At 60.6% G+C, this 19,560-nt stretch carries 16 protein-coding genes; 3 read left to right on the top strand and 13 right to left on the bottom strand.

Annotation, left to right across the window (positions count from 1 at the left end):
• Window positions 1–62: 62 nt before the first annotated feature.
• Window positions 63–1,157, bottom strand: coding sequence for an ABC transporter ATP-binding protein (locus tag GPL20_RS25775; protein ID WP_246250969.1), 1,095 nt, complete (start codon window positions 1,155–1,157; stop codon window positions 63–65).
• A gap of 640 nt (window positions 1,158–1,797) precedes the next feature.
• On the opposite strand from GPL20_RS25775, the gene GPL20_RS25770 reads away from it, so the two are divergent.
• Window positions 1,798–3,312, top strand: coding sequence for an ISNCY family transposase (locus GPL20_RS25770; RefSeq protein ID WP_157332922.1), 1,515 nt, complete (start codon window positions 1,798–1,800; stop codon window positions 3,310–3,312).
• Window positions 3,313–4,791: 1,479 nt separating this feature from the next.
• Here GPL20_RS25770 and istB read toward each other — a convergent pair.
• The 6 genes from istB to GPL20_RS25745 form a co-directional block, all read right to left on the bottom strand.
• On the bottom strand, window positions 4,792–5,535 hold the full coding sequence (istB, locus tag GPL20_RS25765; protein ID WP_157332888.1) for an IS21-like element helper ATPase IstB: 744 nt from the start codon (window positions 5,533–5,535) through the stop codon (window positions 4,792–4,794).
• 11 nt (window positions 5,536–5,546) lie between these two features.
• A complete protein-coding gene (gene istA, locus GPL20_RS25760) occupies window positions 5,547–7,085 on the bottom strand; it encodes an IS21 family transposase (RefSeq protein ID WP_167533213.1) in 1,539 nt (512 codons plus the stop codon).
• Between the two features lie 587 nt (window positions 7,086–7,672).
• The gene (locus GPL20_RS39685; RefSeq protein ID WP_157332884.1) at window positions 7,673–8,167 is read right to left on the bottom strand and encodes a thioesterase family protein; all 495 of its coding nucleotides are present in this window, start codon (window positions 8,165–8,167) and stop codon (window positions 7,673–7,675) included.
• Window positions 8,065–9,057: a 3-hydroxyacyl-CoA dehydrogenase NAD-binding domain-containing protein gene (locus GPL20_RS39680; RefSeq protein WP_157332882.1), complete on the bottom strand. Its 993-nt coding sequence runs from the start codon at window positions 9,055–9,057 to the stop codon at window positions 8,065–8,067. The genes GPL20_RS39685 and GPL20_RS39680 overlap by 103 nt, the downstream gene beginning before the upstream one ends.
• Entirely contained in the window at window positions 9,012–9,206 is a 195-nt protein-coding gene (locus tag GPL20_RS40000; protein ID WP_283812240.1) for a 3-hydroxyacyl-CoA dehydrogenase NAD-binding domain-containing protein, read from the bottom strand. The genes GPL20_RS39680 and GPL20_RS40000 overlap by 46 nt, the downstream gene beginning before the upstream one ends.
• A gap of 202 nt (window positions 9,207–9,408) precedes the next feature.
• Entirely contained in the window at window positions 9,409–10,197 is a 789-nt protein-coding gene (locus GPL20_RS25745) for an enoyl-CoA hydratase-related protein (RefSeq protein ID WP_254125804.1), read from the bottom strand.
• A 118-nt stretch (window positions 10,198–10,315) separates the two neighbouring features.
• On the opposite strand from GPL20_RS25745, the gene GPL20_RS25740 reads away from it, so the two are divergent.
• A complete protein-coding gene (locus GPL20_RS25740; protein ID WP_157332880.1) occupies window positions 10,316–10,483 on the top strand; it encodes a hypothetical protein in 168 nt (55 codons plus the stop codon).
• A 126-nt stretch (window positions 10,484–10,609) separates the two neighbouring features.
• Here the strand turns inward: GPL20_RS25740 and GPL20_RS25735 are convergent, their stop codons facing one another.
• From GPL20_RS25735 to GPL20_RS25720, 4 genes are all read right to left on the bottom strand, one after another.
• Window positions 10,610–11,218, bottom strand: coding sequence for a glutathione S-transferase (locus GPL20_RS25735; RefSeq protein ID WP_157332878.1), 609 nt, complete (start codon window positions 11,216–11,218; stop codon window positions 10,610–10,612).
• An 851-nt stretch (window positions 11,219–12,069) separates the two neighbouring features.
• Window positions 12,070–12,741, bottom strand: a complete 672-nt coding sequence (locus GPL20_RS25730; RefSeq protein ID WP_157332876.1) for a dienelactone hydrolase family protein — start codon at window positions 12,739–12,741, stop codon at window positions 12,070–12,072.
• 145 nt (window positions 12,742–12,886) lie between these two features.
• The gene (locus tag GPL20_RS25725; RefSeq protein ID WP_157332874.1) at window positions 12,887–13,687 is read right to left on the bottom strand and encodes a carnitinyl-CoA dehydratase; all 801 of its coding nucleotides are present in this window, start codon (window positions 13,685–13,687) and stop codon (window positions 12,887–12,889) included.
• Window positions 13,680–15,776, bottom strand: coding sequence for an acetate--CoA ligase family protein (locus GPL20_RS25720; RefSeq protein WP_157332871.1), 2,097 nt, complete (start codon window positions 15,774–15,776; stop codon window positions 13,680–13,682). Before GPL20_RS25720 ends, GPL20_RS25725 begins: the two co-directional genes overlap by 8 nt.
• Window positions 15,777–16,657: 881 nt before the next feature.
• Between GPL20_RS25720 and GPL20_RS39995 the strand changes: the two genes are divergently transcribed.
• Window positions 16,658–16,783: a hypothetical protein gene (locus GPL20_RS39995; RefSeq protein ID WP_256557442.1), complete on the top strand. Its 126-nt coding sequence runs from the start codon at window positions 16,658–16,660 to the stop codon at window positions 16,781–16,783.
• A 209-nt stretch (window positions 16,784–16,992) separates the two neighbouring features.
• Here GPL20_RS39995 and GPL20_RS25715 read toward each other — a convergent pair whose 3' ends face one another.
• Both GPL20_RS25715 and GPL20_RS25710 read right to left on the bottom strand, forming a co-directional pair.
• On the bottom strand, window positions 16,993–18,492 hold the full coding sequence (locus GPL20_RS25715) for a 3-hydroxyacyl-CoA dehydrogenase NAD-binding domain-containing protein (RefSeq protein WP_157332867.1): 1,500 nt from the start codon (window positions 18,490–18,492) through the stop codon (window positions 16,993–16,995).
• A gap of 14 nt (window positions 18,493–18,506) precedes the next feature.
• Complete coding sequence (locus tag GPL20_RS25710; RefSeq protein WP_157332865.1) at window positions 18,507–19,397, bottom strand: beta-keto acid cleavage family enzyme; 891 nt, start codon at window positions 19,395–19,397, stop codon at window positions 18,507–18,509.
• Window positions 19,398–19,560 lie beyond the last annotated feature (163 nt).

Here is a 19,560-nt window from a genome sequence, read left to right as displayed (position 1 = left end):
CTAGGAAAGGGGCGGCACTGCTAAATCCTGCTCGACCCCGTCGACGGCACGTCGGGCCAGCGTCATGACGGCTCGAGCGCCCGACAATCCTCCGCTGTCCAGCCAATCGTGATTGCGGCGCCGGCCTCGAGCTGGACAAGGCCCTCCGAATTCGGCAGCTTGATCACAAAATCATCTTGGCCGCAGACTGAGATCCGGGCGCGCACGTGGTCGCCCAGATAGATCACCTCCGCCACCTGCGCGCTGAAGACATTTGGCAACGAGCCCGGCGCCGGGTTCAGCCTCACGCGCTCAGGCCGCAACGACAACACGGTCGGCAGACCGACCGCCTCGACATTGACGACTAGTGCCTGCACGTTGCCAGCACCCGGAATTTCCACTTTGCAAGTTGCACCATTCATCGCAACTACCTTGCCGTGGAGCCGGTTGTTCTCGCCGATGAACTGGGCGACGAAGGCGTTCTGCGGCCGCTCATAGAGCTCAGCGGGCGCTGCGATCTGCTGGATGACCCCATCGCTGAACACCGCTATGCGATCCGACATGGTCAGCGCTTCGCCCTGGTCGTGCGTCACGTAGACTACGGTGACGCCGAGATCCTCGTGGATGCGCCTGATCTCAAGCTGCATCTGCTCGCGCAACTGCTTATCCAGCGCGCCGAGCGGCTCGTCCATCAGCACGAGCTTGGGATCAAAGACGAGGGCGCGAGCAAGCGCGACGCGCTGCTGCTGCCCTCCAGAAAGCTGGCCGGGCCGGCGTTTTCCATGCGCGCCGAGCCGGACCAGGTCGAGCGCGCACTTGATCTTGGTCTCAATCTCGGCCTTAGCGAGTTTGCGGACCTTGAGCGGGAAGGCTAGGTTCTCCTCCACGGTCATATGCGGAAAGAGCGCATAGTTCTGGAACACCATGCCAATGTCGCGCTTATGTGGAGGCACGTTCTGGATCGAGCGCCCCTCCAGAAAGATATTGCCCTGCGTGGGTACCTCGAACCCGGCCAGCATCATGAGGGTGGTGGTCTTGCCGGAGCCGGAGGGCCCAAGCATCGTCAAGAACTCACCCCGGGCGATATCCAGGTTGAGGTTCTTAACGACCAGCGCTTCGCCGTCGTACGTCTTTTGGATGTCAGAAAACCTCACAAAGGCATCGCCCGAATCCGACAGCGACGCCCTCCCCGGCTCCGACGCTTGTCTCGCTAACGCGCCGCCGCCGACTGGCAGAGCATGATGTTGCATCTTGAGGGATTGCATAGTGTTGAGCTCGCGGTTGAAACCGCATGGCCATGCCTGCATAAGGCGGCTGCGAGCAATCAGATGACGCACTCGTCCTCCCGCTTCGCCCTGCGACCGCTCGGCCCGACATACGATTTATCTTTCACGTAAATATTATCGGAGCACGAAAGCCGAATTTCATTGATGTGGCCGCTCAGACCGCCGAAATCCTGCGCCTATTAAGCAAAACGCGAGGGTGAATGTTCGACAACCGCAAGCTGCCATCTACGCTTGGCTGCCATGCTCGATCTCCGATGACGGCTTGTGCCACTGCTTGAAATGAGCTCTTTATCCTTTCCGCAACGGTCCCGAACACGTCATAATGATTGGCAGCCACGCAGATCTGTCCCGTATCTCGGACTGTCGCCGGAAAAGCGCCTTCGGCAACGTGCGCATGAGGCGCGGCTCACAAAGACCTAAGCCCTGCTACTTGTCGCTTGACCACGCATTGCCTCGCCTTAATTGTTACCGGATGCTGAGCCGTTGCCTCACGTAGATTGCTCCCTTGGATCGGGAACGAGCGGGGGCGAAGATGGGGTGGCTAAGCATGGCGACGCGGAAGGAACTGACGGCGGCGGCAGGCGCGCGCTATCGGACGTCGGATCGCGCGAAGAAGGCGCGGATATTGGACGAGTTCGTCGACATCACCGGCTTCCATCGCAAGCATGCGATGCGGCTTCTTCGAGGTCAGGAAGACAGACGCCCAGGCCGGCGGGCGCGACGCCGGGTCTATAACGAGGCAGAACACAACGCGCTCGTGCTCCTTTGGGAGGCGTCAGACCGGATCTGCGGGAAGCGGCTGAAGGCGTTAATGCCTGCGCTGATTGCGGCGATGGAACGGCACGGCCACCTCGGCCTTGCCCCCGAGGTCCGCGACAAACTTTTGGCAATGAGTGCTGCGACGATCGACCGCGCATTGGCGCGGGTCCGAGAAGGATTAGGTCGCAAGCGCCGACGGTACGCGACGCACTCGTTGCGACGCAGTATTCCAATTCGGACGTCAGTAGATTGGAACGATCCGGCGCCGGGGTTCGTCGAGGCTGACCTTGTTGCGCATAGCGGTCCATCGGCGCGCGGCAGCTTCATCCAGACCCTCGTGCTCACTGACATTGCTACCGGCTGGACGGAGTGCGCTCCTCTGATCGTGCGCGAACAAACGCTGTTGAGCACGGTGTTGACGGAATTGCGCAAACAATTGCCCTTTGCGCTGGTCGGCCTCGATACGGACAATGATACGGTGTTCATGAATGAGACGCTGAAAGCCTACTGCGATGCGGCCAACATCGTCTTCACGCGTTGCCGGCCCTACCGGAAGAACGACCAGGCGTTCGTCGAGCAGAAGAACGGCGCCGTCGTACGCAGGATGGTCGGCTATCGTCGGTTCGAGGGCCTGGAATCGGCCAGGCTGCTGGCTGAACTCTATCGATCGGCGCGGCTGTTCGTGAACTTCTTCCAACCCTCGTTTAAATTGATAGCCAAGCAGCGCGACGGCGCTCGTGTGCGCAAGACATACAGCGCGCCGGCAACGCCACACCAGCGCTTGGCCGCCGACGCCCGCACGCCCGACGCGGTTCGTCACCATCTCCAGGAAATCTATGCCGCTCTCGACCCGGTCGCGTTGTTGCGCGACATCCGCGGCGCGCAGGAACGCCTCGCGGCGCTCGCGGAGACCCAGCCAGTCGCCCATCCTGCTGCGGCATCGCAATCGATCGATCTCTTTCTGGCAAGCCTACGAACCGCCTGGAAGGACGGAGCTATGCGACCGACGGATCGGCCAATCGTGAAGGCGAAAAGAGGCCGGCGCCGTCCCGACCCGCTCATCCGGGCAACGCCAGATTTGCGAAAATGGTTTGAAGCCGAGCCCTGGCGGACTGGTAGCGAACTGCTCTCCCGGTTGCAGATAGAATATCCTGGAGCCTATCCGAACAAGCTTCTTCGAACGCTTCAACGTCGCCTTAAATGCTGGCGCAGCGAGCAAGCGAACGCGTTATTGTTCGTTCCTGCAGAGAAAGCGCTGCTGGGGCACGAGGGCACAACAACCCAATGATGTGCCAGGTGCTAGCGGAGGAGGCCGGGCGCTCCGAAACCCCGGCCATCTCCGCACCCGGCCTCCTCCTCAACCCAAGCCGGGAGCAAAATAAATGAGGCAACCGATCGCACTCGGGAGCATCGATATGTGAGGCAATACGGACCACCTTATCGGCAGGCGCGGATGCTCGATGCGATCCCATAGCACCAATAGCGTATCATCACGGGCCGCATTGAACATCATCGGTCCATTAGCACCCGATTGCGCTTTTTGAAGCTCGCGCGCGCACTGGGGCGCCGATCAGGAGCCCGTCGGTCTCGCTCATTGCCCTTGCGCGCAGACTTTTAGGAGCGCTGTTTGACTTAGAACATGTATCATCGATGTTCAAACCCAAAGGAATTAGCTAGTTGAAATTTGGACAAACGTCTTCAGCTAGGCAAGTATTCGCGACTCCCGCTTTCGCTTATGGACCCGCGCGAGCAACGCGTCTATTTCGGCCTCGGTATATTGCAAGCTCCGCACGACGCGCCGGGTTGATGCGGCGTATTTTTCCGCCGGGGACAGTGCATAAATCTGTCCGACCGCCGAGGGGACGGCGTAGGGATCAAGCTACGCTACGGCATGCCATCGGATGGCCACGATATATCGATGGAGTAGCTGCCTTGGTCGGTTTCTGGAGTACTGTCGGCAGCCCTGGAATTTGCCGAACGTATGGCACCAATATTCTCGCATACGCCGATATTACCAACAAGTCTCGACAACCAATCCTCTGCTGCGGCCTTGGAAAGGAAGGTGGCTCGGTCCTCCGCCGGCGCCTGTGCAAGCCCCTCAACCCGCACAGCGATGCGTTCGACAAGTCAACGGTCCGTACGGCAAGCCGTCCCGGGGTTTGCGCCGTTCTGGCCGACCGCCGCCAAGCCGGGGCCGCCGAAAGTGCTGCGAGCGCTTCGTCGAATGATACCCATTTACGGGGCACGGGGCTCAACATCATTTCCCCGCTTTCCTCCAGCCAGTCCATTGGGCTGGGCTGAATCATTCGCCGATACACCGAATCGTCGACCTCAACCAGGCCTTCCCTGAGGATGCGCTCCCATCCCTCCGAAGTCCGGGTCACGAAGACAGCCGTCATTCGCGCCGTAATCTTGTCCTGGATATTTTGGCAAGGGAGGAGCGCTGAGAGCGACGTCGGATATGCCATTCGCGGATCGGAAGGTAGCAATCAGCTTGCTCGACCAGCCTGCTGATTCCGATGATCTCGCCCGGGTGTACCGATTTGATCTCGCCCAGGATTCCGAGATGATCTCGCCCACGATTCCGATTTGATGTCGCCCGGGGCGCGAGGCGTTCTGGCTGTCTGGTTTCTGGCATCGGCGAAGCCGCGTGGTCAATCTTGAATCGCGGCGCGACGGGCGGGTTTTTCTGTTGCTGCTGCTGTGGGCATGTGGGCAACGCTCTTGCGTTGTCCAAGCGTAGCGGCATGTCCACAGCGCCACAGGCTCAGGCCTTTCGGTCGGGTTTGCGGGTTCGTCGCATGCTTTCGCCGTTGAGATTGATCCGGTGGGCGTTATGGACCAGGCGGTCGAGGACGGCGTCAGCGTAGGTGGGATCGCCGATCAGCGCGTGCCATTGATCGACCGGGAGCTGGCTGGTGACGATGGTGGAGCGGCGGCCGTAGCGGTCCTCGAGAATCTCCAGGAGGTCGTGGCGGGCTGCGGCGTCGAGCGGCTCGAGACCCCAGTCGTCGAAGATGAGGAGATCGACGCGGCCAAGCGCGCGCAGCAGGCGGGAGTGGCGGCCATCGCCGCGCGCCAAAGCGAGCTCGCTGAACAGCCGCGGGACGCGCTGGTAGAGCACGGAGCGATTGTCGCGGCAGGCCTTGTTGCCGAGCGCTGAGGCGAGCCAGCTTTTACCGACGCCGGAGGGCCCGCAGAGCAGCAGATTGGCGTGGTCATCGATCCAGCGGCCTTCGACCAGCATCGTCAGCAGGCTGCGGTCGAGGCCGCGTGGGGTGCGGTAGTCGATGTCTTCGACGCAGGCCTCCTGGCGCAGCTTGGCGTATTGCAGCCGCTTCGACAGCCGCTTGTCGCGTCGCAATGACGCTTCGCGTTCGAGCAGCAGCGCAAGCCATTCGGCGTGGCCGAGGCTTGCGGCCTCGCCGCCGGCTTCGATGTCGGCGAAGGCCTTGGCCATGCCATGCAGGCCGAGCGCGTAGAGTTGATCGAGGGTCGGATGCGTAAGCAAGACGTGATCTCCTAATTGTAGTAGCGCGGCCCGCGGATGTTGGGATGAAGGATCGGCGCGTCGTCCGCGGAGCGCTTGGGTGAAGGACGCCGATCGAGATTGTTGGCAAGGATCGATTTGACCGAGCCGTAGGTGCGCGCGCCGATATCGATCGCCCGCATGGCGGCGGCATCGAGCCGCTCGTGCCCGTAGGATCGGGCGAGCCGGATGATGCCGAGACAGGCGCGGAAGCCCTGTTCCGGATGCGCGCGCTCGTCGAGGATCAGGTCGCACAGCGCCGCGGTGGCCGGCCCGATCGAGGTTGCGTCCTTACGGATGCGCTCAATGGTCCAGCCAGCGTAGCGCCGATGACTGGAGGCCATGTGCTCCGGCACGGTCGTGTGCTTGTGGTTGCCGCTCATGCGCTGATGCGCGGCGATCCGCTCACCTTTGTGGAAGATCTCGACGGTGCGAGCCGTGAAGCGCACCTCCACCTCGGCGCGGACGAAGCGATGCGGAACGCTGTAATAATGCGCCTCGACCTCGACGTGATAATCGATGCTGACCCGGCAGATCCGCCACTCGGCGAACACGTAAGGGTCCTCCGGCAAGGCCTTGAGCGCCGGCCAGTCGATCTCCTCCAATAGCTTGCGGCGGGTCACGCCGAGCCGCCGGATCGGCCGCTCCTCGTTGAGCCGGGTGAGCAACTCGGCGATCGCCGCATTGACCTCGGCGAGGCTGTGGAAGGTGCGGTGGCGCAGCCGCCCGAGCAGCCAGCGCTCGACCATGAGGACTGCCTGCTCGACCTTCGCCTTGTCTCGTGGTCGTCGCGGCCTGGCCGGCAGAATGGCCGAGCCGTAATGCGCCGCCATGTCGGCGTAGCTGCGGTTGATCTGCGGATCGTAGAGGCAGGCCTTGATCACCGCGACTTTGGTGTTGTCCGGCACCAGCAGCGCCGGCACGCCGTTGATCGCCTCGAAGGCGCCGACGTGGCCGCTGATCCAGTCGGCGAGCCCCTGCGTCCAGGTCGCCTGCGCGTAGGTGAAGCTGGAAGCGCCGAGCACCGCGACGAAGATCTGCGCGGCGCGCTGCTCGCCGCTGAGCCGGTCGATCACGACCGGAACGCCGTCACCGGCATAATCGACGAACAGCTTATCGCCGGCCGCATGCGACTGGCGCATCGTCACCGACAGCCGGCCTTCCCAGGCGCGGTAGAGCTCGCAGAAACGCGAATAGCGATACCCGCTGGGCTCGCTTGCGATGTACTCTTCCCACAGGATCGACAGCGTCACGTGCTTGCGCCGGAGTTCGCGGTGCACCGCCGCCCAGTCCGGCTCCGCCTGCCGGCGATGGCCCCGCCGCGTGCCGGAACCCGCACCGGCGCTGGCGAACAGCCGGGCCTCCAGATCAGTGTCGGTGATATCGCCAGACAACGGCCAGCTCAGCCCCGCTGCCTCAAAACGGCGGATCGTCAACCGCACCGTCGAAGGCGCCGTCCCCAACCGCCGCGCAATCTCGCGGGTCGGCATCCCAGCCGACTTCAATCTGATCACTTCGCGCACGTGGCGCATCGCAAGCCTCTCCGTCGGCATCCAGGTCCCCCTTCGCAAAGCCGAAAGACGGGACCGTATCGGAGCCAGAAGAAGCCTCGTCACCCGGGCGACATCATCCCGGAATGGTGGGCGAGATCATCTCGGAATGGTGGGCGACATCAAATCGGAACGGTGGGCGAGATCATTCCGGAATGGTGGGCGACATCGATCGGAATCAGCAACCAGCCCTTCGGATACGAGCTCGTCGTAGAGTTGAGAGCTTGAAAGCAGCGCTTGAGATGATGCTTCTGGCCGGAGTAGGCAACTGAGAACACGCGCCCGTCCTCGCACAATAACCCGGATTCCGCTAAAAAGAGTCCAGAAGATCCTGCACGGACTCGCAAGGAAGATTCATCTCAAGCCTGCTTCGCGCCGCCGGGCGATCTCGCGAACAGGATGATTTCGGTAGCGAGGCGGAAGGTCCTCGGTGCGCGTTGCGCGGCACGAATCTGGCATCCTCAATCACCAAGCTGCTAATTCGGCCAACATCCCACAGCCGTTGCATAGGCCGGCGCGGACCACAATCTCGACGTGTCGGTCGAGTGCGACAAACGGTCGTTTCTTGCTTATCTACTTACCTGCTCTCGAGTGGTTGCTGAAGTCGGTGTCCTGCTCAGCCGCATCCGAATGCCGGCACCGGCCTGCATCGGAAGGGGTAGGTGCGCGTGCAGCTCAGCCAGCTCCTGGATGCGTTCACGCACCATGCCCTGCACGGGCGCGCTGCGTCCGGTAGGTGCGTCGACGTGAATCAGCATCTGCTCGCCTGTGGCCGCCGGCTTCTCTGCGAATTCTCGCCTGATCACATGAAAGAGATGGAGGCGCTTCTCGTCTGCCGAGAGGACCTGCGTCGTCACCACGACGCGGTCGCCGGCGTGCAGCTCCCCCAGATGAGACAAGTGAGTTTCGAGCGTGTAGAAACTCCCACGTCCGCGGTATTCGTTGCCGATTCCCAGATGGCTCAACAGGTACTCGGTGCCACTACCACAGAGCTGGAGGAAGCGTCTTTCCGTGAGGTGGCCGTTGAAGTCCAGCCAAGCAGTCGATAACTCGAGCGTCGGCATCTGCAGCGGGTCGGAGAGGTTGGCGAGCACCGGACCGCGTTCAGCCAGCTCACGCTCCCATTGCGCAAGCGTCTCGCCTGCACCATGGTTCTGCCTGCGCAGACCCCGCAGTGTGCGGACGATGCAGTCGTCGCGTTTTTTTCAAGCTCGGCGAGACTCATGCTTCCCACCTGTTCGTCCGACTGGACGGTCAACTTGTCGAGGAACGCATCAGTGAATTCCGGCACATCGGTGAGTTTCGACCAGTATTTCTTGAACGAAAGGCTTAATCGCTGCATGGCAGTGCGGGTGTTAGTCTCGGCTACAGTAATGCGTGAACCCTGGATTAGGCCCAAGGCCGGATAGCGCAGCCCGAAGGAAAGACGCACCACATCATCGACGTCCTGAACCGTCGCCACATCATCGTGCACCAGCCAGAGCGCCTCGCGCCACAGCGCTTCCTGCAACCGGCTCGCAGTGCAGCCATCAACCTCCTTGCGCCTGACGAGCGGGTGCATGCCCAACGATCGGTAAATTTCCCACGCCCGCTCCAGCGCGCGCGGGTCCGTGAGCTGCCCGCCACAAACTTCTACCAAAGGCAGCAAGTACACGGGATTCGAGGGGTGGCCGACGAGCACGCGTCCGGGGTGCTCCGCCTTCGCCTGCAGAAGCGACGGCAGAAACCCCGATGTCGAGGAACAGACCAGGGTTTCAGGCGCAGCAACCCGGCTGGCTTCCGCAATCAATCGCTGCTTGAGCTCGAGCAACTCCGGAGCGGACTCCTGTACGAACTCTACATCACAAACTGCCTCCGCAACCGAACCCACAATCGTGAACGATCCCTCGGCCGGCAGCGGGGAAAAAGTCAACCCTCGATACGCCCGGCGCGCGGCGGCCAGCGTCTTCTGCACAGGGGTGTAGCGAAAGCCGGGTCGTAGAGTCGAACGTCGACGCCTTCAAGAATGAACTTCGCGGCCCAGCCGCTGCCGATGATGCCACCACCCAGTAACCCCACGACCCGCGGTCGGTTTCGGAATGTCGTCTTTGAACTCAGCGCCATGAACCTTCATTTCCTTATAGCGCGCGGCTGTTTAGCGAGGATACGACGCGCAGATACGGGTCGTTGCCCAACGGCCTGAACATCTAAGCACTCAGTCCCGACTATTTCGCATCAATGGCATTCGCCACATTGAGACGGCTGAACTTCAAGCTCGTACCCCGACGTCGAATTCTCGCCTTGTCGAACTGCTTTGATGCTTCGTCTAGCGCCCGGCAAAGTTTGGCGCTCGTTTCTCCACGAAATGCGCGACTCCCTCCCTGTAATCTTCCGATTTGACGGAAGCCCTCATTTCTTTGTCGGCCAGCACGCAAGCTTCAGCGAGCGACTGGAACTGCGAATCATAGACCTGCCGCTTGATTACCCCGATGGAGCGCGGTGAGGCCGTCGTCACCATCTCGCGTGCGATTCCTTGCACTGCCTCAAGAAAGCCTTTTGCTGGCAATGTGCGCACCAGCCCGAGACGCTCCGCGTCCCGTGACTCGATGACGCGAGCCGAGCAGAGGAGATCGAGGGCGTTCATGGTGCCAATCAGGCGAGGCAGCAGCCAGGATACACCGTACTCAGCGATCAGGCCGCGCTTGGCGAAAGCAGTTGTGAGCTTTGCCCCCTCGGCCATATACCGGAAATCACCGAACACCCCAAAGACCAGCCCGATTCCTGCGATTGGACCGTTGATCGCCATGAAGATCGGTTTTGGCACGGCCAGCAGGTAGGAGAATTGCTGGTTAAAGTTGTCGGAGCTTCCAGCTAAATCCACCCCGTCAGCGCTGCTGGGCTCGGGGCCCAGAAGCGACATGTCGTACCCAGCACAAAAGCCACGTCCGGCCCCCGTGACCACGACCGCTCGAACGCTGTTATCAGCAGCTGCCGCAGTCATTGCGTCGCGCACCTCTGCCGCCATCTGGGGAGTCCAAGCGTTCAGTCGACTTGGGCGGTTAAGTGTAATCGTCGCAACGTAGTCGGCGATCGAATAAAGAATTTCTCTGTACACGAACACTCCTTTCGATTGCGTCTCGAGGTGGGCTGAGACTACGATGGCCCAAGCGGCTCATCTTACTGAAGGACGTCGGCCGCCGGCTGGAGCGCGTCGATCCTCCGAGCCGCCTTCCATGAAGGCGGTTACGCTCAGGCTCCGGTCCCTCGCTATTGAAAAAATCACGATTGCAAAGCCGCCAAGCCAGCATTTGTTTCAGTGCGAGCCGGATGCCTGGTTTCTGTCGGGATTGAAGCGCTTGAGCCAAGATCCGGCTGGCGTGCCGGACATCTATTCCCATTGATGTTCTTCAGGCCGGACTGGATTGCTTGAAAGGCCATTATTTTGCAATGTCACGACCTCTGAGGGCACCCTTGATCGTTAGACGGCAGCGGCCACACACAAGGTGATCGATCTAGGACGAAGTAGCCTACGGATCGACCGGCGTGGTGGCTGCGAAAGCCGGCACCTTTGCGGCGAAGGCGTCGTGCCACGCATGCAGGCGAGGGTGAGCCTTGCGCCAAGTACCGTCGAAGCGAAAATCGCGATAACCGAGCAGGCAGGCGAGCGCGATTTGACCAACATCAGGCACGTCCGACAGCGTCGGCGGCGCGGCTTCAAGCACGGTAAGCGCGCGCTCGATCTTTCCTGACTGGCGATCAACCCAACTCTCAACGCGCAGGTCAGGAGGCCTGAACCAGGTCTCGGACATGACAAGCACACACGCATCGAGCGCCCCATCGCATAAAGCGTGCAGCGTTAAGGCGGCGAACCGCGCGTCGGGATCCCTCGGAATGATGCATCCGCCACCCGCGAGATGATCGAGATATTCAAGAATGACGGGCGAGTCGTAGATGAGGCTGCCATTCTCGCCCACAAAAACCGGAACCTTACTGAGCGGATTCTGGTGGAACGGGTCGGTGGGATCGCGGAAACGGACTTCACGTTCTTCGATGCGATTGGAGAGACCAAGTAGCTGAATGGCGATGCGTACCTTACGCACATAGGGCGAGGTGGCATTTGAATGCAGGATCATCATGCGAAAGGCTTTCCTACGGCGGAACGACGTTGAAAGTGTTTGAACAATATATCCAGCTTCAGTTCCTCCTTTCTGCAATTGGCGATGTGTTCGCGCCTAAATCCGGCGTTCTGGCCACATGACTGAATTAATCACTCCGCTGCGCGGCCGTCTGGGACGCGCCGGGACCATGCGCGGAAGTGCATCAAAGTCCAGCTTGGAACTGCTGGTCCTCATGGCCTACAATGGCTCTTGATCAACGCGTTTCTTGAGTCCTTTGCTGCTCACCGGAGGCGCGCGCTGCGAGGCTTGTCGGCGCTCTCGTCGTTTCGCGGAGATATGAACCTCACGACGGCAGGTAAAACGACATGACAAGCGGCTCATGTCGATGCTAATTCGGCTAAGACGCTAAAGGCAGCAGCGCTCGAGAGTCAAACCGAAACCACTTCGAACCGAGTTGTTGGCGCGGTACCGCGCGAACAGGATCCCTGCCAACACGACGATGAGCTGTCGGTCGCTCCTGCTGTGCCGCTCGGGACCCGATTCAGCAGTTCAGGACGCCATTCTCCCAACTCCCGGAGCATCTTCGCGGTAGCGAAGCCGATACGATGGCGGATTGACTCGATAACCCTCGCTGGTTTGAACACGTGGCTCAACCGTAAAGGCAACGCAGAAAATAGCATCTCCAGCGCGCGTCTTGTTCGACGCGGTGCGACTTAGTGGCCACATGCTTGGCTGCAACATCTCCAACAGTCGATGCTGAGACGCGCGCGACCAACTCCTTGCCGCTGCCTCGTCCTAAAGAATCCCGAACTGGCTCAATGCGTGTTAAGTTCGCGGAATGGAGCGAAATCGCGAACTATGTGCATAGGCTACCCCAAGTGTTTCCTGAAAAACTCGACAGCACGCCCCAGTGCGAGTTCGGCGGCACCGCGGTCATAGTTCCGGTGCTGTTCGTTGGCGAAGCCATGGTCCGCGTCGTAGCGGAATAGTTCCAGCGATTTGCCGGCCGCTTTCATGCTTCTTTCGAAGTCATCGACCATCTTCGGCGTGCACCACACGTCGTTGTTGGCGAAATGAGCCTGTAAAGGAACCCTCACATCGGCGGGCTTCGTGACATGCTCCGGCGGGATACCGTAGAACACAACCCCCGCTGCGAACTCCGGGACCGTGGCCGCGCCTATGACTGTCACGATTCCGCCCAAGCAAAAGCCAGTCAGGCCAACCTTGACTCGGTTGCGCGCCAGATATTGCGCCGCGCCGCGGACCGTCTGCGTGGTCGCATCGATAAAGTCAAGCGAGTTCATTTCACGATCGGCAGAGTCCGGATCGTGATACGGCACAATCTTGCCCTTGTAGAGATCCGGCGCCAGGGCCTCGAAGCCCTCCAGCGCAAATTGGTCGCACAGCCCTCTAATCTGGTCGGACAGCCCCCACCACTCTTGGATAACAACCACGCCCGGCGCGTCGCCACTCGGCGTATTGGCCAGATAACCTGAGGCATCCTTACCGTCGGGACGCTTAAAAGTGACGATGGCTCCCATGCTCTTCTCCGGCGACTTTCCTGCGAGCCCCAGAGGGGCATCGGCTAATTTCGAGAGTTGTCTGCGGGCTTGTGCTTAGCACGATTGCTTTCTCGATCGTCTCAAGGCGTTGTGCTTTAGTACTCGATCAGGACCTCACGCGACGCTATTTCCCCTTCCAAACTGGATTGCGTTTTTCGGCGAAGGCCCGACTTCCCTCAAGCATGTCATCTGAGCCATAAAGGGTATCTACCGTTGCAATCTGGCGTCGCTTCACCCGGTTCATGGTGTCTTGGAAGGACAGCGCCTCGGCTACGCGCACCGTCTCCTTGATGGCGGCAAACACGAGAGGCGGGCCTGCTGCGAGCAATCGTGCGACTTCCCAGACCCGTTGCTCGAGCTTTTCCTTGGGAAGCACCTCGTTGACGAGTCCCCAACGATGCGCCTCGGCGGCGTCCATCCTGCGTCCGGTGAACAGCAATTCCATCGCGATGTGCCAGGGCATGCGCTTGTGCAATCTGGATGATGCTGCGTCGGCGAGCGTTCCAGCGATGATCTCTGGTAAGCCGAAGGAGGAGTGCTCCGAGGCGTAGATCAGGTCGCATGAAAGCGCGAGCTCGAAGCCGCCACCCAGCGCCACCCCATTAACGCAAGCGATCACAGGTTTGTTCAGGTGGGGCAGTTCTTGGATTCCTCCAAAGCCGCCGACGCCGAAGTCCTTGTTGACCGGAGCGGCGCCAGGGATCTCCGCGGCAGCCGTCGTTTTGAGATCCCAGCCTGCACAGAAGTGCTTGTCGCTCGCGCTCTTGAGAATGGCGACGCGCAAATCTTGATCGTCGCGAAACCCTTTAAACGTCTTGCTCATCAGCCGCGACGTCTCCCAGTCGATGGCATTGGCGAACTTCGGTCGATTGAGCGTGACCTCAAGGATCGAACCTTCTCGTCGTGTGGAGATGATGTCAGTCATTGTTCTTTGTTCCATTCCTATTCCGAAGGACCAGTAGGGCGTCGGCGATCCAGGCGCCATGGCCTTCTGCGCAAACGATCAGCGGGTTGATATCGAGTTCCTCGATTTCGTCGGCATTCATCCGAACGAATTCGGCGATACGCGCGATGGTATTGATTGCCGCATCGACATCTGCCTTGGGCCTACCACGATAGCCATCTAACAGTCGGTAGAGCTTCAGAGCGCGCAGCGCCGCTTCAATGTCATCGCGGGTCGCCGGCAGAAGGAGGGTCCCGATGTCGCGCAAAAGCTCGACCGTCACACCGCCAGTGCCCAGCGTCATCACCGGACCAAGGATCGGATCGCGAGTGAAGCCGACGATCAATTCGGCGACGCCGTTGCTCACCATGCGTTCGACATAGAGCGCGCTGCCAAGCCGCGATAGATCCTGGCCAGCGTGCATGACGGCCACAGTGTCCTTCAGGTTCAGATGCACCCCTCCAACTTCCGATTTATGAGCGACGCCTAGCGCCTTCAGCGCCACCGGGAAGCCGAGCGCCTTGGAGGAAGATACTGCCTCCGCTGCGTTATTGACACGAGCGCCCTTGGGCACCGGCAAACCGGCCTTAATTAGCCGTTCCTTGGCCTCGCATTCGTCTAGCGTCACGTGCGAGCCTCGGGCAGTACCAGCAGCCGCGACGCAGATCGGCTGAGCCTTCGGCGCGCGCCAAGCCGCTCCAATGGAGGCGGCTGCCTGAACTGCATCCATGGTCTCCACAACGCCGCACAGCGGCGTTATGCCCCGCGCCATTAGGTCGATTGCGTACGCCTCCGGCATGTTCTCGGGCAGCGAGGACACCACCGCGCCTCGCGCGCCATTTAACTTCAATGCCGTCTCAAAAGCGCGTACGTTCGGCCGGCCATATTCTTCTGAGTTTGGGTCGCGGTCGGAGCGCGGGATATCCAACAAAAGCATATTGAGGTCGAAGCCACCCGACACCATAGCAGTAAGAGCCTCAGTCAACGCCGGTTCGTTGCCCGCTATGTAGTTATTGTAATCCAGCGGGTTGGCTACAGCCACCAGTGGCCCGAGCACGGATTCGACCCGAGCGCGGTGCTGCTCAGTTAGCTTTGGGAAATGCGGTAAGCGCCCTTCCGCAGCATCTGCCATCAACGCGGTTTCCCCGCCCGACCAGCTCATGGACGAGAGTCGGTATCCGGGCAGCGGCCCGGAGATATGCAACAGCTTCAGCGTCTCAATGAAAGCGGGAATGGAATCGACATGCGCGATGCCGAGCCGCTTTAGGAAGGCACCGGAAGCAGCCTCGGAACCCGCAAGCGAAGCTGTATGCGATACCGTGGCCTGTCGCGCCTGCTCGGAACGACCAGCTTTCAACGCGACGATTGGCTTCTTCAGCTCCCGTGATCGCGCCGCGAGCTTTTCGAAGCCGCCCGCGGAATCAAAGGCCTCGATATACAGGCCGATGGCGGTGACGCGACTATCTTCAATCAGGTTGAGCGCGATTTCGGAAAGGCCGACCTGCGCTTGATTGCCGGCCGCCACCAGAAAGGCAATGGGTAGCCCTCGCCTTTGCATGGTTAAATTGACACCAATGCTTCCTGACTGTGTGACGACGGCAACTCCACGCCCTTCTCGTGCCAGTCGGACGCCGCCATGCCGACCGGGCCACAAAAGCGCACCATCGGCATAGTTAATTACTCCGAAGCTGTTCGGGCCGATGAACGGCATCTCACCAGCCGCGGCGACGAGTTCTCTCTGCAGCCTCTCTCCATCCTCATCATAAGACTTTGTTTCAAGGAAGCCAGAAGCATAACAGACGGCGGCGCCCGCACCGCGCTCAGCTAGAGCCTGGATCACCTCGATAGTAAGGCGTCGGTTGACGGCGATAAAGGCGACATCCGGCGCATCAGGCAGATCGGCCACCGAACGATAAGCCTTGCGACCGGCAACATGCTCCTTCGTCGGGTGGACGGGCCAGATCTCGCCGGTAAAACCCGTCTCGATGCATTGCGCGGCCACAGCTGCGGCCCACTGGCCACCGAACACGGCGATCGACTTCGGACGTAAAAGGCGCTCCAGTGCATGCATTGATCACACCCCAATCGCGTGCGGCAGCAATACCTGCAACACGTCGATCGCCCAGCCCGCGATCTGCTCCGGGGAAACCGGCGCATTCGGTTCTGAAATCATGGCCGCTTGTCTCCCGCTATTCGGATCTGCCGCTCGCTCAAAAGCGTGCGCAAAATACTCACCCCCAGCTCTTTAGTTCTTTCAAATACGACGCCTCGATGCAGAATTTCTGCGCAAGTTCGCTGCGATCCAGGGAAAAACACCGCAGGAATATCCAGCGCGCATGTCCAAGTCCAATCTCATATGCCGTTGGCCACCCAAACCACCTGTGCCTTCGCGAGCTCCGATCACGCGTAGCGCTTTCAAAACGATTCGGATGTGGTGCGCGTCGCCTTCCTCCGCAGGCCGGGTGTGCGGCAAGCGTCTGAAGGCCGTGCTTCCGATCTTGATTGAATCGATGAAGCGTCATGGCCATATCGACCTGACGCCATAGGTTCGCCGAATTGTTGCCGCTGAGTGCGGCAACGATCGATCGGGCGCTTCGAAGCATTCGTGACAACGCGGCCGGCAGCTCTGTTGCAAGTGCTCTGCGACCCAGCGTCCCGCTCGTACTTCAGCGGATTGGCGAGATCCTGCGCGCGGTTTCGAGGAGGCCGATCTTGTTGCTTACAGCGGTCCTTCGGCACGGGGTAGCTTCGTCCAGACGCTGACTCTCAAGGGCATCGCGACTGGTTGGACTGAATGCCCGCCACTTCTCGTGCGCGAACAGAGATTATTGAGCATGGTTCGCATATTGCTCCGTGACTCGGTAGCGGCGGCTAAACAGCCGCTTGCGCTCATCTTGGTTTCCGCACAAGGTCGCAGATGATCGCACCTGTGCTCCGCACCAAGAACTAGGCGTGCCAGCGCGGCGGATCGAGACTTGCAAGCTCGCCGGCATCGTGCTGCGCGCTAATCTCACCAACGTGCTGAACAACACCCATCAATCTCCGGCCGGCGGCTCGCATGATTACCTCGTGCCATGAGCCTGCCGACCGCGGCTGTTACCATGCCGCGAAAAGTAGCCATCAATGCCTCAAAAAGCCCTCCGCTGCAATATGCGTGGTAGGTCCGGCCGCAAATGCCGTTTCACTGGCGCATATTGACCAGGGCGAGGCCGAGATTCTCGTGGATATGCGTATCCTTCCTCTTTAGGACAGCGATCGCCTGTGTAACCGAATACGAAGGCCCGGCCCTAGCCTGCCGCGCTTTGGGGCGAGCGGATGCTTGCGCTTGCGCGCTCGGGACGAGGAAGCTGTTCGTGCGCTCGCGCCAGCCCCCGGAGGCGCTCACGCACATCGCCCTTCACGGGTCCGCTTCGTTTGGTAGCAGCATCTACGTGAATCAGCATCTGCTCCCCGGTCGCCACCGGCCGTTCACGCCCCTCTTGCGTGATCACGTGAAAGAGGTGAAGGCGCTTGTCATCGACACCGAGAACCTGAGTGCTTACCTTAACGAGGTCGCCAGCATGGAGCTCCCCTAAATGGCACAGGTGTGTCTCTAGCGTGTAATAAGCACCACTCCTAACTCGATACTCGGCGTCAATACCGATATAACTCGTCAACGTGCCGGTCGCATCGCTGCATAGCTGAAGATAGCGGCTCTCGGCGACGTGTCCATTGAGGTCAATCCAGTCAGAGTGAACAGCAATTTCCAGCGTCAACAGTGGGGCGGAACCATCACGCAGCTGAGGTCCCGGTACGCGCTTGCGCAGCCCCTGCTCCCATCGCGCAAGCGTCTCGCCCGGGCCGTACGCTTGTGAGCGCAACCCGTGGAGTACAGCCACGAGCAGGTCGTCGCGCTTCTGCACTGTGGGAATGTCAAGAGGGTCGGCCTTAACCAACGCATCTGCCTGCTCGGTTACTCTGTCCAGGAATGCCTGATCCATGTTGGGCTTTTCAGTGAGCCTTGACCACGGCCACTTGAAAGCCCATTGCTCGATTGTCTGGCGCATGCCCTCGCCGCCATCGGCCATGCGGTAAGCACCCATGACTGCGCGCCGAAGCCCCCAAGAATAGCGGACGGCATCATCGATTTCCTGCAACGTGGCAACATCGTCGTGTACGAGCCACAGCGACTCTCGCGAGATCGCGTCTCCCAGCCGGTTCGCGATGAAGCCATCCACCTCTTTGCGAACGACCAGTGGGTGCATGCCGATAGATCGGAAAATCGCCGCCGCCCGGTCTAACATCTTGGGCGCTGTATGCTCGCCGCCGCAGAGCTCGACAAGTGGCAGCATGTAGACCGGCTGGAACGGATGCGCCACGAGGAAGCACTCGGGATAATCCATCTCCGCCTGAAGCAATGAAGGACGAAATCCTGAGGTCGACGAACAGATCAGGGCACTAGGCCCGGCTGCCCGGCTGGCAGCAGCCAGCAGTTTTTGCTTAAGCTCAACGCGCTCCGGCGCGGATTCCTGCACGAGATCCACGTCGCGCACAGCGTCCTCGACCGAGTCGACAAGGGTGAGCGCGCCTTCGGCCGGCAGCGGCACATCCGTCAGCCGTCGATACGCCCGGCGCGCATTCGCGAGGATTTTCTGAACATACTCGACGGCATTGGAGGCCGGGTCGTACAGCCGAACATCCACGCCATTGAGGATGAATCGTGCGGCCCAGCCGCCACCGATGACACCGCCACCCAGCAGCCCGACGGCCCGCGGATGCGCTGTGATGGAGTTTGGATTCTCAGGCACCACAATCGCCTCCCTCAGGCGTGAACTTTCAGCTTCAGCTTGTCCCGCATCTGATCCGGGCTCATCACCCGCACCCCCATACGCTCAAGAATTTCGACCGCCCGCCGCACGAGCTCAGAGTTCGTAGCCAACCGCCCACGGGACAAGTACAGATTGTCTTCCAACCCCACGCGTATGTTCGCGCCGACCAACGGTGACAGGGCAGCATACGGAAGCTGCATCGGCCCGACCGAGAAGGCTGAATAGACAGCATCCGGCGGAAGCAGGTTAACCATCGCCATCAGCGTGGAGACATCTGGCGGCGCGCCGTTGCCTGTACCCATACAGAGCTGGTACAATGGGACGCCGTCAACAAGCCCCTCTTTGACGAGATCGTTCGCCAACACGACGTGGCCTGTATCGAATACCTCGAGTTCAGGTTTTACACCGATTTCCTTGCAACGCGCAGCCATCGCCCGCAGCATTCCAACGGTGTTGACCATGACGCCCTCTACGTTGCCCTTGCTGCTCTTCGAGCCGCAATCGAGCGTGCAAATCTCGGGGCGGAGCTCCTCAATATGCACGAGCCGCTCACGCAAGCTCGCCATCCAGGTCCCGGTTGCCAAGGGCAGCGGAGCTTCCGGCCCACCCACCACGATGCCGCAGCCCTCGCCAGTGGTGAGATTGAGCACCGGATTCACATCGGACTGTCGAATCCGCTGAACTACGGATCGCCATAGCGCCGGATCCAGCGACCCTTCCTGCGTCGTGAGGTCGCGCACGTGAAGGTGCACCGCAGCCGCTCCCGCACGCGCGGCTTCGATCGCTGAGTCAGCGATCTGCTCCGGGGTTACGGGCACATTTTTCTGGCGAGGCGCATCCCCGCCCCCGGTCACCGCACAGGTGATGAACACTTCGGAAATCATCGCACCCTATCCTCTCGCGAAAGTTCGTCCAGCCCGAAGCTGGGGCCAGACCACAGATACGTTTCGGCTGGATGAAAATAAGTACCGAGGAAACGATCCCGGATTAAGCAATATCTACAGCTTTTGAGCAGTAATTCTGCGTCTAAACGCCTGCACGTGGAGT

This window comes from Bradyrhizobium cajani (assembly GCF_009759665.1).
GTDB classification, from domain to species: Bacteria; Pseudomonadota; Alphaproteobacteria; order Rhizobiales; family Xanthobacteraceae; genus Bradyrhizobium; species Bradyrhizobium cajani.
The sequence above is the reverse complement of the archived record's forward strand: the minus strand, read 5'-3'. Positions and strand labels throughout refer to the sequence as shown.